The 16,124-nt window shown below is 28.5% G+C and carries 25 protein-coding genes; 6 read left to right on the top strand and 19 right to left on the bottom strand.

Annotated elements, in window-relative coordinates:
- Window positions 1-151: 151 nt before the first annotated feature.
- Both CC89_RS02270 and CC89_RS02265 read right to left on the bottom strand, forming a co-directional pair.
- On the bottom strand, window positions 152-385 hold the full coding sequence (locus CC89_RS02270) for a DUF5348 domain-containing protein (protein ID WP_035288628.1): 234 nt from the start codon (window positions 383-385) through the stop codon (window positions 152-154).
- A 266-nt stretch (window positions 386-651) separates the two neighbouring features.
- Window positions 652-1,113, bottom strand: coding sequence for a hypothetical protein (locus CC89_RS02265; RefSeq protein WP_035288626.1), 462 nt, complete (start codon window positions 1,111-1,113; stop codon window positions 652-654).
- Window positions 1,114-1,354: 241 nt separating this feature from the next.
- Between CC89_RS02265 and CC89_RS02260 the strand changes: the two genes are divergently transcribed.
- The 3 genes from CC89_RS02260 (at window position 1,355) to CC89_RS02250 (ending at window position 2,733) form a co-directional block, all read left to right on the top strand.
- A complete protein-coding gene (locus CC89_RS02260) occupies window positions 1,355-1,900 on the top strand; it encodes an RNA polymerase sigma factor (protein WP_035288609.1) in 546 nt (181 codons plus the stop codon).
- Between the two features lie 11 nt (window positions 1,901-1,911).
- Window positions 1,912-2,133, top strand: coding sequence for a BhlA/UviB family holin-like peptide (locus CC89_RS02255; RefSeq protein ID WP_035288606.1), 222 nt, complete (start codon window positions 1,912-1,914; stop codon window positions 2,131-2,133).
- Between the two features lie 147 nt (window positions 2,134-2,280).
- On the top strand, window positions 2,281-2,733 hold the full coding sequence (locus CC89_RS02250; RefSeq protein WP_035288603.1) for a hypothetical protein: 453 nt from the start codon (window positions 2,281-2,283) through the stop codon (window positions 2,731-2,733).
- A gap of 115 nt (window positions 2,734-2,848) precedes the next feature.
- Here CC89_RS02250 and CC89_RS02245 read toward each other — a convergent pair whose 3' ends face one another.
- The 12 genes from CC89_RS02245 to CC89_RS02210 form a co-directional block, all read right to left on the bottom strand.
- Window positions 2,849-3,202, bottom strand: coding sequence for a hypothetical protein (locus tag CC89_RS02245; RefSeq protein ID WP_035288624.1), 354 nt, complete (start codon window positions 3,200-3,202; stop codon window positions 2,849-2,851).
- 1,490 nt (window positions 3,203-4,692) lie between these two features.
- Window positions 4,693-4,869, bottom strand: coding sequence for an antitoxin VbhA family protein (locus CC89_RS20280; protein WP_185750646.1), 177 nt, complete (start codon window positions 4,867-4,869; stop codon window positions 4,693-4,695).
- A gap of 18 nt (window positions 4,870-4,887) precedes the next feature.
- The gene (locus tag CC89_RS02240; RefSeq protein ID WP_035288621.1) at window positions 4,888-6,078 is read right to left on the bottom strand and encodes a type IV secretory system conjugative DNA transfer family protein; all 1,191 of its coding nucleotides are present in this window, start codon (window positions 6,076-6,078) and stop codon (window positions 4,888-4,890) included.
- 166 nt (window positions 6,079-6,244) lie between these two features.
- Window positions 6,245-6,484: a hypothetical protein gene (locus tag CC89_RS02235; RefSeq protein WP_035288618.1), complete on the bottom strand. Its 240-nt coding sequence runs from the start codon at window positions 6,482-6,484 to the stop codon at window positions 6,245-6,247.
- A gap of 105 nt (window positions 6,485-6,589) precedes the next feature.
- Entirely contained in the window at window positions 6,590-6,766 is a 177-nt protein-coding gene (locus tag CC89_RS20275) for a hypothetical protein (protein ID WP_185750649.1), read from the bottom strand.
- Window positions 6,767-6,889: 123 nt separating this feature from the next.
- On the bottom strand, window positions 6,890-7,240 hold the full coding sequence (locus CC89_RS21500; protein ID WP_035288616.1) for a relaxase family protein: 351 nt from the start codon (window positions 7,238-7,240) through the stop codon (window positions 6,890-6,892).
- Between the two features lie 243 nt (window positions 7,241-7,483).
- Window positions 7,484-7,624, bottom strand: a complete 141-nt coding sequence (locus CC89_RS21495) for a relaxase/mobilization nuclease domain-containing protein (RefSeq protein WP_081896937.1) — start codon at window positions 7,622-7,624, stop codon at window positions 7,484-7,486.
- 1 nt (window position 7,625) lies between these two features.
- Window positions 7,626-7,808 (bottom strand): relaxase/mobilization nuclease domain-containing protein, encoded by a 183-nt coding sequence (locus CC89_RS19370; protein ID WP_051931415.1) that lies wholly within the window; start codon window positions 7,806-7,808, stop codon window positions 7,626-7,628.
- A 106-nt stretch (window positions 7,809-7,914) separates the two neighbouring features.
- The gene (locus tag CC89_RS02220) at window positions 7,915-8,151 is read right to left on the bottom strand and encodes a plasmid mobilization protein (RefSeq protein WP_286161285.1); all 237 of its coding nucleotides are present in this window, start codon (window positions 8,149-8,151) and stop codon (window positions 7,915-7,917) included.
- A gap of 57 nt (window positions 8,152-8,208) precedes the next feature.
- Window positions 8,209-8,319, bottom strand: a complete 111-nt coding sequence (locus CC89_RS20270) for a DUF5348 domain-containing protein (protein WP_185750648.1) — start codon at window positions 8,317-8,319, stop codon at window positions 8,209-8,211.
- Window positions 8,300-8,443, bottom strand: coding sequence for a DUF5348 domain-containing protein (locus CC89_RS20265; RefSeq protein WP_185750647.1), 144 nt, complete (start codon window positions 8,441-8,443; stop codon window positions 8,300-8,302). Before CC89_RS20265 ends, CC89_RS20270 begins: the two co-directional genes overlap by 20 nt.
- A gap of 267 nt (window positions 8,444-8,710) precedes the next feature.
- Window positions 8,711-8,953 carry a hypothetical protein gene (locus CC89_RS02210; protein WP_035288613.1) on the bottom strand — a complete coding sequence of 81 codons (243 nt, stop codon included), beginning with the start codon at window positions 8,951-8,953 and terminating at the stop codon, window positions 8,711-8,713.
- A gap of 461 nt (window positions 8,954-9,414) precedes the next feature.
- Here CC89_RS02210 and CC89_RS02205 point away from each other — a divergent pair, with 461 nt between their 5' ends.
- The 3 genes from CC89_RS02205 (at window position 9,415) to CC89_RS02195 (ending at window position 10,792) form a co-directional block, all read left to right on the top strand.
- Window positions 9,415-9,960 (top strand): RNA polymerase sigma factor, encoded by a 546-nt coding sequence (locus tag CC89_RS02205; RefSeq protein WP_035288609.1) that lies wholly within the window; start codon window positions 9,415-9,417, stop codon window positions 9,958-9,960.
- An 11-nt stretch (window positions 9,961-9,971) separates the two neighbouring features.
- Window positions 9,972-10,193 carry a BhlA/UviB family holin-like peptide gene (locus CC89_RS02200; protein WP_035288606.1) on the top strand — a complete coding sequence of 74 codons (222 nt, stop codon included), beginning with the start codon at window positions 9,972-9,974 and terminating at the stop codon, window positions 10,191-10,193.
- A gap of 146 nt (window positions 10,194-10,339) precedes the next feature.
- The gene (locus tag CC89_RS02195; RefSeq protein ID WP_035288603.1) at window positions 10,340-10,792 is read left to right on the top strand and encodes a hypothetical protein; all 453 of its coding nucleotides are present in this window, start codon (window positions 10,340-10,342) and stop codon (window positions 10,790-10,792) included.
- A 1,962-nt stretch (window positions 10,793-12,754) separates the two neighbouring features.
- Here CC89_RS02195 and CC89_RS20260 read toward each other — a convergent pair.
- The 5 genes from CC89_RS20260 to mobC all read right to left on the bottom strand — a co-directional run.
- Window positions 12,755-12,931, bottom strand: coding sequence for an antitoxin VbhA family protein (locus tag CC89_RS20260; protein WP_185750646.1), 177 nt, complete (start codon window positions 12,929-12,931; stop codon window positions 12,755-12,757).
- Between the two features lie 18 nt (window positions 12,932-12,949).
- Entirely contained in the window at window positions 12,950-14,548 is a 1,599-nt protein-coding gene (locus CC89_RS02185; protein WP_035288598.1) for a type IV secretory system conjugative DNA transfer family protein, read from the bottom strand.
- A gap of 57 nt (window positions 14,549-14,605) precedes the next feature.
- Window positions 14,606-14,884, bottom strand: a complete 279-nt coding sequence (locus CC89_RS02180) for a hypothetical protein (protein WP_185750645.1) — start codon at window positions 14,882-14,884, stop codon at window positions 14,606-14,608.
- 71 nt (window positions 14,885-14,955) lie between these two features.
- Entirely contained in the window at window positions 14,956-15,933 is a 978-nt protein-coding gene (locus CC89_RS02175; protein ID WP_051931413.1) for a relaxase/mobilization nuclease domain-containing protein, read from the bottom strand.
- On the bottom strand, window positions 15,933-16,124 hold a 192-nt coding region (gene mobC, locus CC89_RS02170; protein WP_035288593.1), incomplete at its 5' end, for a plasmid mobilization relaxosome protein MobC. The genes mobC and CC89_RS02175, both read right to left, overlap by 1 nt.

Below are 16,124 nucleotides of genomic sequence, written 5' to 3'. Positions count from 1 at the left end.
TTTTTCTAAAATACATTTTCGCAATATTCACTCTGTTTTTAGCTTGATTTTTTCAACATTCTTTTGGAGCTGCTGAAGTTCCTTTTCATTCAATCTAAAATTTAACTGTTTATCTCTGGTTCTTTGCATTTACTTCAGCCCCTTTCTTAAATTAATATTTAACTTTCATCCCTTCTATTTCATCACCCTTTAAACCACTTTCAACAAAATACCAATTGCCTTGTCTATCCATCTCTATTCTGTCATTTTGCCACTTATCATTTACTAATATTTCTAAGCACTCTCCACAATGAATTCCATCATCCGCCCAAAGATCCATGGAGTCTATTATTCCGAAACGATCATTTCCATAATTGTAGCTTAATTTTCCTATTTTCTTATTCATTCTTTTTACCTCACTTTTAATTAATATTTTATTTTTTCTCGTTAATTTGCTTTGTTACCTTTCACCCTTAACTCGTTACCTTTTGATTGTTTTGGGGTGGTCTTGGAGGGTTTCCCCTCTAAGCGAGAGGTGTTTATATAGCTTTTGGCTATACAAACACGCATCTCGCTCTCTCTACTGCTTATTATAAGTTTACCGCTAAAGCTTTAATTTAGCAATCAGTAAAATTAAAATAAAAAAAGCTTGATGGATACCAAAAAAGTCCATCAAGCTTTTTTCCTAAACAATTTACTAATCCATGATTCTTTCTTTTGATTTTCCTCTACATCTACATATTCATCACCAGATTTTAAAGTCTTGTAAAACTTAATTGTGCTTTGTATCAATCCGTTTATCTGAAAATCTTTCTCCTGGATCTGATCATCTTTTATATTTAATTGCTTTTCTAAAAAGCTTATACGCTCTTTCAAATCTACATATTCTCTATCAGATAAGTTTCCGTTTATCATGCTCCTATCACGTTCTAAAACGTCTTTAATTCGTTTTGATGTATTTCCTTGCTGTTCATTTTCTGCTTCTATATGATCCTTTATTCGGTAAAAATCATCATCACTAATAAGATTGTTTTTTCCATTTTTAACTGATTGTATTTTTAATGTTTTTATTTCTTTATAAATTTTAGTCCTAGATACACCTAGCTCTCTTGAAGCCTTTGTAATATTTCTCATGTTACCCCTCCTGTATTAATTCGATTTGATATATATATATTATACATTTAATACATATATTTACAATTATAATTTACACTGTACTATATTTGGCTTATTCTAATGATGATAGCCTCTCTCTTAGCTCCATTTACGTTTATCCTTTAAAACACATATTATATTTTAATATTAAATTTTACAAAAACGGTTTACAATTTTATACTTTTCCTCTCTTTATTAGTAAAAATAGGAGAGGATTGCCATGGATAAATATTTATATTTATTAATAAACAAATGGAAATCTAAAGATAAAGATGCTTTATTAATTCTTATACAGAAATTTAATCCACTCATACAAAAATATTCAAAAAAACTTATGTATGATGGAGCAGAATCCGATCTAACTATAGCATTCATAGAAATTTTAAATAAAATCCCTTTAGAAAAAGCTACTATGAAAAATTCAAAATTTATATTATCATACATAAATACCTCAATAAAAAACAAATTTATAAAACTTAGTAAATATAATAATGCCTTTTTATATAACGAAATAAAATTAAATTTAGAAATAACTATGGATTGCAACAATAATTCCATAGAGGACAGTTTAATTTTAAATTCTGCTTTATCAAACCTTTCAAAATATCAAAGAAAAATAATAATAGATAAATTTTTTAAAGAAAAGTCTGAAATAGAAATATCAAAAGAACTTGGAATAAGTAGACAAGCTGTAAATAAAACAAAAAATATTGCATTAAAAAAGCTAAAAAAATATTTAACAAAAAAACAATATACAAGTTATTAGGAGGTTACTTAATGGAAAATCAATTAATAAAATTAGCATCATCCCAAAGTATTTGGGCCGCACTATCTGTTGCACTTATATTTTATATATTAAAAACACAAGAAAAAAGAGATCAAAGACAAGAAGAAAGAGAAAAAAATTATCAACAAATTATTTTTCAATTAACAGAAGAATTAAAAGTAGTAGAACATATTAATGAAAATATAGAAAATTCATATTTAAAATCTATGTAAAGTAAACCCTTAAACTCTAAAATATATAATTAATTATATATTTTAGAGTTTAAGGGTTTACAGATTTATATTTTTTTTCTTTATAATAATTGTAAAACTAAAAAAGTTGGCCAACAAAACAAAAAAAATTAAAGGAGATTGATACTTATGCGTAGTAGAGAATACTGGACTGAAGAAATATTTACACCTAAAAAATTAAATAATACTATTATTTCAATTTACGATTTAATGCATGCCCAAAATGAAAAAGTTGTTAATGATATATTTGTTGTAGCAGGCTTAAGTGCAACAACATCATGGATCATAGAAAAAATAAAACTAACTAAAAATTTAGGACCATATTTAGGCAGTTGTGTATTTGCTTTATATACTCTTGGGAAACTTTCAAATGCTGAATATAAAAGTCAAATACAAGATGTACTAAATAATGGATTAAAGAATTTAAAAAGTATAAAAAATTTAGTAGATAAATCTGGATACAGCCACGTTAAAATAAACTTAGCTGTATGTGATTGCGATAATGGAATAATTATAGAAGGTGCTGAGCTAACAGCTATAAAAAAACCTGGTGGTTCTGGTTGGATTACACCTAGGATTTAATAAAATAAGAGTTAGGTAATTACCTAACTCTTATTTTATTAAATATAAAACTAAAAATATATTGACAAAAAAGATATACAACATATTACTAATAAAATACTATAAGTAATGTATTTTATTTTATTTTTTGTTTTTCACTTAAATATATAAGTAATGCTATACTAATTACTGCAAAAATAATAATTATTTTAAAAAATGATCTCGGTTTAATGTTAGAATAAATTGAAGTTAATAAGAAAATCACACCATAAACAAAGTACGAAAATGCCTCTTTATCCCTTTTTTTCTTTTTTGAAAAATCATCTTTATTTACATATTCAATATATTCATTTTCATCTAATAAGATATGTGTTTTTTTATAAAAAACAGAACTTTTTAGTACAAATCCTCCTAAAATAAAATTTGATATTGAAAAAAAAACAAAACCTATTCTAGTTCCAAAAATTAATATTAATATTAAAAAGAACATAAAAATAAATAAAAATATTTTTATATAATATTTTTTTTAAAAACATCTATTTAATCTCCCTTCCTCATATTTTATTATATTAACATAAAATCTAAAAATATTACTCTTAAATTTACTTTATACTTTCCACGTTATATCTAAACATCTAAATTTATAGAACAATCAACCACCACTACCGTCTTCCATAATGGAACCTTCCCTACGGGCTACCTTTCCAATATTCCAGTTGGTCTACATTCTCTTAATAGTTTTCTTTATTTTTTACTTTATTTTAAAACCATTAACTATACATTCTTTAATTATTTTCAAGTTATAACTTGACTTTAAGTTCTTACTTTGATACCTTTGGAGGTTTGAACAGGAAACGGCTTATTCCCTCCCTCCTAAACAATGAATTCTTCAAAATTCACTGTTTAAGAGAGTGAAATACTTACCTTTTACCTTCGTATGGAATCACAGGTATCCGTATAACACCACCATATCTTACGATTATGGTTATCTATTCAAAGACTATTAATTATAATCTTAACTTGCTCATTTCGTGCCACCATCAAGATTTTAGATACTCCCTCTGCTCTTACGAGCAACACTACGTTATCCTTATTTAATGAGTTTTTTTGCCCTCTCCATTGTGCCATCCAACAATTTCACCGAGAGCATATTTCCTTCTAACGGAGAACAATTTGGAGTTTTAATCCAACAGTTTTTTTAGTGTTATTCCTTTAACCACTTGCCTTAACTACGGTCTTTTCTATCATTTATTTTTAATAATTTTAAACATTTTAAATTAAGAGCTTGTCCTCTTTTACAAAATAAAAAAGCCTTTTAGTAAGGATTACCACACTAAAAGGCTTGAAATTTTTCTTCTTTGTGATATTATAATCATATAAAATGAATATAATATTTTGAGAAGTTCTTTTTCATAACAGCTTTTTAAGTGGTTTGGCACTTACTAAGTTCGGCTTATATATTAGTCGGCAAACTAATATATAAGAGCTTGAAAAAAGGACTTTTTTTCATATTCAATTATCAATTACAAACATTTATCGTTTAATAATTTCCAATTTTTTAGCATCAAAATTGGAAATTACATTCTCAATTAAGTTTATTTTATTTCAATTCTTAATAAATAGCAATGTTAAAATTTTACAACATGTCCTTTAAACCTTTTTGTTCTTCTTAATATTCTTCCTTAGTAACTTTACCAATAATCCTCTTCTCTCTCCGTTATATTATTAGTGTCCAAAAATGAGACTTTTGATTTTAAAAACTAGTATTTATGCGGTTTAGAGGTGCTTTAAACCACGTCCAAAAATGAGACTTTTGATTTAAAAAAACCACGTCCAAAAATGAGACTTTTGATTTGAAACCACGTCCAAAAATGAGACTTTTGATTTGAAAATATTTTATTACATTATTTATTTTTTACTATTCTATATAAGCAATTAAAAAATCCCCTGGTTAACCAGGGGATAAATTTATCTTACAGATTAGTTAATATACCTATCTTTTATTAATTTCACTGCTTGCTCTGCAGTAATTTCACCTTTTAGAACTTTTCTTCCTAATTGTTCAGATACTAAAGGCATTTCTATTCCTTCAATATTCATTGTAGCTTTAACATTTTGAATTATTTTATTAATTTCTTTTTCTGATCTTATTAGCATACCTAACACCTCATATATCTACACAAAATTTTCTTTATCCCAAAAAGCAAGTTTTACCCTAACTGGGTCTAATTTAGGAGCAAAGAGTACTGGTTTCTCCAAATTCGCCCACTCCTCTGGCCTTATAAGTTGCGTACCTTGTTCATGTTTGCTCATGTTTGGTACAAAACCAGCTCCAATAGTTACACCTCTGGCCATAGCTGTCCTTTGTCCCGCTAAGTCTGAAAAATACTTCTGTGTTTCTGGATCTGTAGCAGACAAAACAAGTTTAAATCTACAATTGTCTGCAATTATTTTTCTTTGATTTTCATTGTATACTTCATCAAGTTGAGCCATTGATTGTATTATACTTAATATGTGTACGTTTCTGCTTCTAAGTGTAGCTAAAGCACTTGTAAGACCTTTAATCTCTCCAAGTCGTGGCAGCTCGTCTAAGGCTATTAGAATAGGCGGATTTTTTCTTTCTTCTCTTTCACTTAAATGTCTTAAAATCTGGTTTATTATAACTGTCCATAAGTCCCTATATTGCTCTAGCATATGTTCTGAAACTCGCAAATAAATAGAGGCTCCTTTTTCTAAAGACTCTGGTGTCCAATCTGATTTTCGTGTAGATCTTCTTATGTTTTTATCTGTTGCTATTGTTATAAGTTTGCTTTTTAATTCAGACATAACACCACCTAACGTTTTTTCAGGCATGTCATAAGCTATACTACATAACAAACGTACTTCCCTTGTCTCATGATTTCTACAATAGTTCACTAAATCATTTATTGGTGTAGTACAGATTTTCTCTGCAATATCTGAAAGTTTGTATCCTTTTAAAGCTCCTTCAAAAACAAACGCTGATAATATAGCTTGAGCTGATTGTACCCAAAATGTTTCACCCTTTTCTGGAATTGGAATCAATGTTCTTGCTAATTCTTGAGCTGCATCCACTGTACCACATAGTTTGATTGGGTCATAACAATCTCCATTTTCTGATTCTGGATTAAAAACATAAACCATATTACCTTTTCTTTTTCTCACTTCTTTTGTTATTTTTGAAATCTCACCTTTTATATCTATTACTACTGTAGATCCTTCCCATAACAAAAGGCTTGGGATTACCACTCCTCTACTTTTTCCTGTCCCAGTTCCACCAACTACAAGCGTATGTCCTTCAACTGATGGAGGTTTAGTTATTAATTTACTCTTAATTTTCCCTAACACTATTCCAGGGCCTTTTAATCCTTGCTTTAATACCTCATCAAGCTCTGAAAATCTTGCCTTACCAAATGTTTGATATTTGTTTCCTGCAGCTCTTTTATATATTTTCTTAGCTCTTATGGTTCCTATTAAAGTTAATAAAAATACTACTACATATACTGAAAAAATATTATTGCATATGTACGTAACTCTGGTATTTCAAAAATTTATGACCTTTATTCCTTACTAGGCTCTCTATTTCTTTTCTTCTAGCTATTGAAATATCTTTACCAAAAACAGTGATTAAAAAACAAATACCTTTTCCTATAGCTCCATAAATAACACTCATTATAAAAAAATGTACTATAGTTCCTTTTATTCCCCTCAATAGTTTACTTAAATACTTGGCTATCGTATCATTTATTGGCATTCGTATCCCCCCTAGTTGAACACTCTTATCTCTTTAAAAATATAATATAAAAAATAATTATAAATAATATAGGCGTTATGGATAAATTTATATATTATTAATAATCTACAACTTTTTTCTGTTATAATAGCTCATATGTCGATTCTCAGCGTCTTTTTTTAATTCTCCTAACTTTCCTATTGCTTCAACAGTTTTATCTGTTATATGGCTCGTATTGTCCATATACGTACTTTTAATGTTTTGTTCAAGTTTTGTGATTACACATTGACACTTATCTGTCAAGTTCCAATCTCTTGTATTGATTTTTGGTTTAACTGACTCAATGTCTTTTCCATGCTCGTTTTGAGTATCTGAAATTCTTGACTTACTACTTTTGTGAATATCTCGTTGCTTTCTGTAGACTCTCTATTTTCTGATTGCTATTTCCAATAATTCTTTCTGTTCTCTCTTTAATTCCTCGTACTTTTCGTTGTATTTTCCAGCGATGTCATCACTAAAGTGTTTTGATACTCTATTTCTGTCACTTTGGATATTATCCCTAACTGCTGACCAATCGACATTTGAGGTACTTCTTGATAATTCCCTTGAATTTCCTTGGATTGAATCTGTTTCTCTTTCTCCTTCTCTATTAATTGATTCCTTTTTTCGAGCAAACTCATTTACTAATTCCCCCTTATCGTAACTAGCACCAAGCTTACTCCCTCTAATAGGCTTGGCTTTATCTGGATGCTGATAACTTATATTTTTATTTGTCATTCTAGTATTTATATTAAAGTTTTCCTTTAGATACTTGGTAAATTCATCAAAAGAATTACTCTTATTTCTTGCGAAATCAATGCATTCTTTTAATTCCTTTTTCCAAGGCGTTCTTTCTCTAAGTTCAATTCTTAACTCGGCACTTGTCAGTCTTTCTCTTGCCTTATAGTTTAAATCAATGGTTTGAAGCTTCTCACGTTCACATATCCTATTGCTTTCTCTTTTAATATCCCATAACTTTTATTACTGGCTTTCATACTTCTTTCCATTTTCAAAACTCACACTATTGACTACTAAATGGTTATGAATATGTTCTTTATCTTTATGGGTTACAATAAAAACTTCATGACCTTTGAATTGACTCTCCGCAAGTTCCTTGCCTATCTCATGAGCTTTTTTCTGGTGTTATATTATCTTCAGGACTAAAACTTTGGATAACATGATGATACTTCACACCTTGAGTCTTTCCATAAAGCTCTTGTGTGACATTAAATTCATTAACCACATTACTTGGATCACAATCTTTTCCACTTATAAGCTTTTCTTCTGTCTTTTTGTTTTGAGTCAAGTACTTTTACCACTTTTGTGGGTTTTGCTTTCGAAGATATCCTTTTGATTATTGCCATTAATCATTCACCTTCTTTAAAGCTTGAAGTACCTCTTTCCACACATGATCAAATTTCTTTTTTAATTTCTGAAATCTCCTTAATATTTTTAATCTCACCACTATTAACAGCTCTTGTAATCTGATTAAGATTATTTCCTACCCTTTTTAATTCAATTACAAGCTGCTTAATATCCTCAATCACAATAATATCTTTTTCTAAAATACATTTTCGCAAATATTCACTCTGTTTTAGCTTTGATTTTTCAACATTCTTTTGGAGCTGCTGAAGTTCCTTTTCATTCATCTAAAATTTAACTGTTTATCTCTGGTTCTTTGCATTTACTTCAGCCCCTTTCTTAAATTAATATTTAACTTTCATCCCTTCTATTTCATCACCCTTTAAACCACTTTCAACAAAATACCAATTGCCTTGTCTATCCATCTCTATTCTGTCATTTTTGCCACTTATCATTTACTAATATTTCTAAGCACTCTCCACAATGAATTCCATCATCCGCCCAAAGATCCATGGAGTCTATTATTCCGAAACGATCATTTCCATAATTGTAGCTTAATTTTCCTATTTTCTTATTCATTCTTTTTACCTCACTTTTAATTAATATTTTATTTTTTCTCGTTAATTTGCTTTGTTACCTTTCACCCTTAACTCGTTACCTTTTGATTGTTTTGGGGTGGTCTTGGAGGGGTTTCCCCTCTAAGCGAGAGGTGTTTATATAGCTTTTGGCTATACAAACACGCATCTCGCTCTCTCTACTGCTTATTATAAGTTTACCGCTAAAGCTTTAATTTAGCAATCAGTAAAATTAAAATAAAAAAAGCTTGATGGATACCAAAAAAGTCCATCAAGCTTTTTTCCTAAACAATTTACTAATCCATGATTCTTTCTTTTGATTTTCCTCTACATCTACATATTCATCACCAGATTTTAAAGTCTTGTAAAACTTAATTGTGCTTTGTATCAATCCGTTTATCTGAAAATCTTTCTCCTGGATCTGATCATCTTTTATATTTAATTGCTTTTCTAAAAAGCTTATACGCTCTTTCAAATCTACATATTCTCTATCAGATAAGTTTCCGTTTATCATGCTCCTATCACGTTCTAAAACGTCTTTAATTCGTTTTGATGTATTTCCTTGCTGTTCATTTTCTGCTTCTATATGATCCTTTATTCGGTAAAAATCATCATCACTAATAAGATTGTTTTTTCCATTTTTAACTGATTGTATTTTTTAATGTTTTTATTTCTTTATAAATTTTAGTCCTAGATACACCTAGCTCTCTTGAAGCCTTTGTAATATTTCTCATGTTACCCCTCCTGTATTAATTCGATTTGATATATATATATTATACATTTAATACATATATTTACAATTATAATTTACACTGTACTATATTTGGCTTATTCTAATGATGATAGCCTCTCTCTTAGCTCCATTTACGTTTATCCTTTAAAACACATATTATATTTTAATATTAAATTTTACAAAAACGGTTTACAATTTTATACTTTTCCTCTCTTTATTAGTAAAAATAGGAGAGGATTGCCATGGATAAATATTTATATTTATTAATAAACAAATGGAAATCTAAAGATAAAGATGCTTTATTAATTCTTATACAGAAATTTAATCCACTCATACAAAAATATTCAAAAAAACTTATGTATGATGGAGCAGAATCCGATCTAACTATAGCATTCATAGAAATTTTAAATAAAATCCCTTTAGAAAAAGCTACTATGAAAAATTCAAAATTTATATTATCATACATAAATACCTCAATAAAAAACAAATTTATAAAACTTAGTAAATATAATAATGCCTTTTTATATAACGAAATAAAATTAAATTTAGAAATAACTATGGATTGCAACAATAATTCCATAGAGGACAGTTTAATTTTAAATTCTGCTTTATCAAACCTTTCAAAATATCAAAGAAAAATAATAATAGATAAATTTTTTAAAGAAAAGTCTGAAATAGAAATATCAAAAGAACTTGGAATAAGTAGACAAGCTGTAAATAAAACAAAAAATATTGCATTAAAAAAGCTAAAAAAATATTTAACAAAAAAACAATATACAAGTTATTAGGAGGTTACTTAATGGAAAATCAATTAATAAAATTAGCATCATCCCAAAGTATTTGGGCCGCACTATCTGTTGCACTTATATTTTATATATTAAAAACACAAGAAAAAAGAGATCAAAGACAAGAAGAAAGAGAAAAAAATTATCAACAAATTATTTTTCAATTAACAGAAGAATTAAAAGTAGTAGAACATATTAATGAAAATATAGAAAATTCATATTTAAAATCTATGTAAAGTAAACCCTTAAACTCTAAAATATATAATTAATTATATATTTTAGAGTTTAAGGGTTTACAGATTTATATTTTTTTTCTTTATAATAATTGTAAAACTAAAAAAGTTGGCCAACAAAACAAAAAAATTAAAGGAGATTGATACTTATGCGTAGTAGAGAATACTGGACTGAAGAAATATTTACACCTAAAAAATTAAATAATACTATTATTTCAATTTACGATTTAATGCATGCCCAAAATGAAAAAGTTGTTAATGATATATTTGTTGTAGCAGGCTTAAGTGCAACAACATCATGGATCATAGAAAAAATAAAACTAACTAAAAATTTAGGACCATATTTAGGCAGTTGTGTATTTGCTTTATATACTCTTGGGAAACTTTCAAATGCTGAATATAAAAGTCAAATACAAGATGTACTAAATAATGGATTAAAGAATTTAAAAAGTATAAAAAATTTAGTAGATAAATCTGGATACAGCCACGTTAAAATAAACTTAGCTGTATGTGATTGCGATAATGGAATAATTATAGAAGGTGCTGAGCTAACAGCTATAAAAAAACCTGGTGGTTCTGGTTGGATTACACCTAGGATTTAATAAAATAAGAGTTAGGTAATTACCTAACTCTTATTTTATTAAATATAAAACTAAAAAATATATTGACAAAAAAGATATACAACATATTACTAATAAAATACTATAAGTAATGTATTTTATTTTATTTTTTTGTTTTTCACTTAAATATATAAGTAATGCTATACTAATTACTGCAAAAATAATAATTATTTTAAAAAATGATCTCGGTTTAATGTTAGAATAAATTGAAGTTAATAAGAAAATCACACCATAAACAAAGTACGAAAATGCCTCTTTATCCCTTTTTTTCTTTTTTGAAAAATCATCTTTATTTACATATTCAATATATTCATTTTCATCTAATAAGATATGTGTTTTTTTATAAAAAACAGAACTTTTTAGTACAAATCCTCCTAAAATAAAATTTGATATTGAAAAAAAAACAAAACCTATTCTAGTTCCAAAAATTAATATTAATATTAAAAAGAACATAAAAATAAAATAAAAAATATTTTTATATAATATTTTTTTTAAAACATCTATTTAATCTCCCTTCCTCATATTTTATTATATTAACATAAAATCTAAAAATATTACTCTTAAATTTACTTTATACTTTCCACGTTATATCTAAACATCTAAATTTATAGAACAATCAACCACCACTACCGTCTTCCATAATGGAACCTTCCCTACGGGCTACCTTTCCAATATTCCAGTTGGTCTACATTCTCTTAATAGTTTTCTTTATTTTTTACTTTATTTTAAAACCATTAACTATACATTCTTTAATTATTTTCAAGTTATAACTTGACTTTAAGTTCTTACTTTGATACCTTTGGAGGTTTGAACAGGAAACGGCTTATTCCCTCCCTCCTAAACAATGAATTCTTCAAAATTCACTGTTTAAGAGAGTGAAATACTTACCTTTTACCTTCGTATGGAATCACAGGTATCCGTATAACACCACCATATCTTACGATTATGGTTATCTATTCAAAGACTATTAATTATAATCTTAACTTGCTCATTTCGTGCCACCATCAAGATTTTAGATACTCCCTCTGCTCTTACGAGCAACACTACGTTATCCTTATTTAATGAGTTTTTTTGCCCTCTCCATTGTGCCATCCAACAATTTCACCGAGAGCATATTTCCTTCTAACGGAGAACAATTTGGAGTTTTAATCCAACAGTTTTTTTAGTGTTATTCCTTTAACCACTTGCCTTAACTACGGTCTTTTCTATCATTTATTTTTAATAATTTTAAACATTTTAAATTAAGAGCTTGTCCTCTTTTACAAAATAAAAAAGCCTTTTAGTAAGGATTACCACACTAAAAGGCTTGAAATTTTTCTTCTTTGTGATATTATAATCATATAAAATGAATATAATATTTTGAGAAGTTCTTTTTCATAACAGCTTTTTAAGTGGTTTGGCACTTACTAAGTTCGGCTTATATATTAGTCGGCAAACTAATATATAAGAGCTTGAAAAAAGGACTTTTTTTCATATTCAATTATCAATTACAAACATTTATCGTTTAATAATTTCCAATTTTTTAGCATCAAAATTGGAAATTACATTCTCAATTAAGTTTATTTTATTTCAATTCTTAATAAATAGCAATGTTAAAATTTTACAACATGTCCTTTAAACCTTTTTGTTCTTCTTAATATTCTTCCTTAGTAACTTTACCAATAATCCTCTTCTCTCTCCGTTATATTATTAGTGTCCAAAAATGAGACTTTTGATTTTAAAAACTAGTATTTATGCGGTTTAGAGGTGCTTTAAACCACGTCCAAAAATGAGACTTTTGATTTAAAAAAACCACGTCCAAAAATGAGACTTTTGATTTGAAACCACGTCCAAAAATGAGACTTTTGATTTGAAAATATTTTATTACATTATTTATTTTTTACTATTCTATATAAGCAATTAAAAAATCCCCTGGTTAACCAGGGGATAAATTTATCTTACAGATTAGTTAATATACCTATCTTTTATTAATTTCACTGCTTGCTCTGCAGTAATTTCACCTTTTAGAACTTTTCTTCCTAATTGTTCAGATACTAAAGGCATTTCTATTCCTTCAATATTCATTGTAGCTTTAACATTTTGAATTATTTTATTAATTTCTTTTTCTGATCTTATTAGCATACCTAACACCTCATATATCTACACAAAATTTTCTTTATCCCAAAAAGCAAGTTTTACCCTAACTGGGTCTAATTTAGGAGCAAAGAGTACTGGTTTCTCCAAATTCGCCCACTCCTCTGGCCTTATAAGTTGCGTACCTTGTTCATGTTTGCTCATGTTTGGTACAAAACCAGCTCCAATAGTTACACCTCTGGCCATAGCTGTCCTTTGTCCCGCTAAGTCTGAAAAATACTTCTGTGTTTCTGGATCTGTAGCAGACAAAACAAGTTTAAATCTACAATTGTCTGCAATTATTTTTCTTTGATTTTCATTGTATACTTCATCAAGTTGAGCCATTGATTGTATTATACTTAATATGTGTACGTTTCTGCTTCTAAGTGTAGCTAAAGCACTTGTAAGACCTTTAATCTCTCCAAGTCGTGGCAGCTCGTCTAAGGCTATTAGAATAGGCGGATTTTTTCTTTCTTCTCTTTCACTTAAATGTCTTAAAATCTGGTTTATTATAACTGTCCATAAGTCCCTATATTGCTCTAGCATATGTTCTGAAACTCGCAAATAAATAGAGGCTCCTTTTTCTAAAGACTCTGGTGTCCAATCTGATTTTCGTGTAGATCTTCTTATGTTTTTATCTGTTGCTATTGTTATAAGTTTGCTTTTTAATTCAGACATAACACCACCTAACGTTTTTTCAGGCATGTCATAAGCTATACTACATAACAAACGTACTTCCCTTGTCTCATGATTTCTACAATAGTTCACTAAATCATTTATTGGTGTAGTACAGATTTTCTCTGCAATATCTGAAAGTTTGTATCCTTTTAAAGCTCCTTCAAAAACAAACGCTGATAATATAGCTTGAGCTGATTGTACCCAAAATGTTTCACCCTTTTCTGGAATTGGAATCAATGTTCTTGCTAATTCTTGAGCTGCATCCACTGTACCACATAGTTTGATTGGGTCATAACAATCTCCATTTTCTGATTCTGGATTAAAAACATAAACCATATTACCTTTTCTTTTTCTCACTTCTTTTGTTATTTTTGAAATCTCACCTTTTATATCTATTACTACTGTAGATCCTTCCCATAACAAAAGGCTTGGGATTACCACTCCTCTACTTTTTCCTGTCCCAGTTCCACCAACTACAAGCGTATGTCCTTCAACTGATGGAGGTTTAGTTATTAATTTACTCTTAATTTTCCCTAACACTATTCCAGGGCCTTTTAATCCTTGCTTTAATACCTCATCAAGCTCTGAAAATCTTGCCTTACCAAATGTTTGATATTTGTTTCCTGCAGCTCTTTTATATATTTTCTTAGCTCTTATGGTTCCTATTAAAGTTAATAAAAATACTACTACATATACTGAAAAAAATATTATTGCATATGTACGTAACTCTGGTATTTCAAAAATTTTATGACCTTTATTCCTTACTAGGCTCTCTATTTCTTTTCTTCTAGCTATTGAAATATCTTTACCAAAAACAGTGATTAAAAAACAAATACCTTTTCCTATAGCTCCATAAATAACACTCATTATAAAAAAATGTACTATAGTTCCTTTTATTCCCCTCAATAGTTTACTTAAATACTTGGCTATCGTATCATTTATTGGCATTCGTATCCCCCCTAGTTGAACACTCTTATCTCTTTAAAAATATAATATAAAAAATAATTATAATAATATAGGCGTTATGGATAAATTTATATATATTAAATAATCTACAACTTTTTTTCTGTTATAATAGCTCATATGTCGATTCTCAGCGTCTTTTTTTAATTCTCCTAACTTTCCTATTGCTTCAACAGTTTTATCTGTTATATGGCTCGTATTGTCCATATACGTACTTTTAATGTTTTGTTCAAGTTTTGTGATTACACATTGACACTTATCTGTCAAGTTCCCAATCTCTTGTATTGATTTTTGGTTTAACTGACTCAATGTCTTTTCCATGCTCGTTTTGAGTATCTGAAATTCTTGACTTACTACTTTTGTGAATATCTCGTTGCTTTTCTGTAGACTCTCTATTTTTCTGATTTGCTATTTCCAATAATTCTTTCTGTTCTCTCTTTAATTCCTCGTACTTTTCGTTGTATTTTTCCAGCGATGTCATCACTAAAGTGTTTTGATACTCTATTTCTGTCACTTTGGATATTATCCCTAACTGCTGACCAATCGACATTTGAGGTACTTCTTGATAATTCCCTTGAATTTCCTTGGATTGAATCTGTTTCTCTTTCTCCTTCTCTATTAATTGATTCCTTTTTTCGAGCAAACTCATTTACTAATTCCCCCTTATCGTAACTAGCACCAAGCTTACTCCCTCTAATAGGCTTGGCTTTATCTGGATGCTGATAACTTATATTTTTATTTGTCATTCTAGTATTTATATTAAAGTTTTCCTTTAGATACTTGGTAAATTCATCAAAAGAATTACTCTTATTTCTTGCGAAATCAATGCATTCTTTTAATTCCTTTTTCCAAGGCGTTCTTTCTCTAAGTTCAATTCTTAACTCGGCACTTGTCAGTCTTTCTCTTGCCTTATAGTTTAAATCAATGGTTTGAAGCTTCTCACGTTCACATATCCTATTGCTTTCTCTTTTAATATCCCATAAACTTTTATTACTGGCTTCATACTTCTTTCCATTTTCAAAACTCACACTATTGACTACTAAATGGTTATGAATATGTTCTTTATCTTTATGGGTTACAATAAAAACTTCATGACCTTTGAATTGACTCTCCGCAAGTTCCTTGCCTATCTCATGAGCTTTTTCTGGTGTTATATTATCTTCAGGACTAAAACTTTGGATAACATGATGATACTTCACACCTTGAGTCTTTCCATAAAGCTCTTGTGTGACATTAAATTCATTAACCACATTACTTGGATCACAATCTTTTCCACTTATAAGCTTTTCTTCTGTCTTTTTGTTTTGAGTCAAGTACTTTACCACTTTTGTGGGTTTTGCTTTCGAAGATATCCTTTTGATTATTGCCATTAATCATTCACCTTCTTTAAAGCTTGAAGTACCTCTTTCCACACATGATCAATTTCTTTTTTAATTTCTGAAATCTCCTTAATATTTTTAATCTCACCACTATTAACAGCTCTTGTAATCTGATTAAGATTATTTCCTACCCTTTTTAATTCAATTACAAGCTGCTTAATATCCTCAATCACAATAATATC

It is taken from the genome of Clostridium sp. KNHs214 (assembly GCF_000744935.1).
In the GTDB taxonomy this organism is placed as follows: Bacteria; Bacillota; Clostridia; order Clostridiales; family Clostridiaceae; genus Haloimpatiens.
This window is presented reverse-complemented; position numbering and strand designations above follow the sequence as displayed.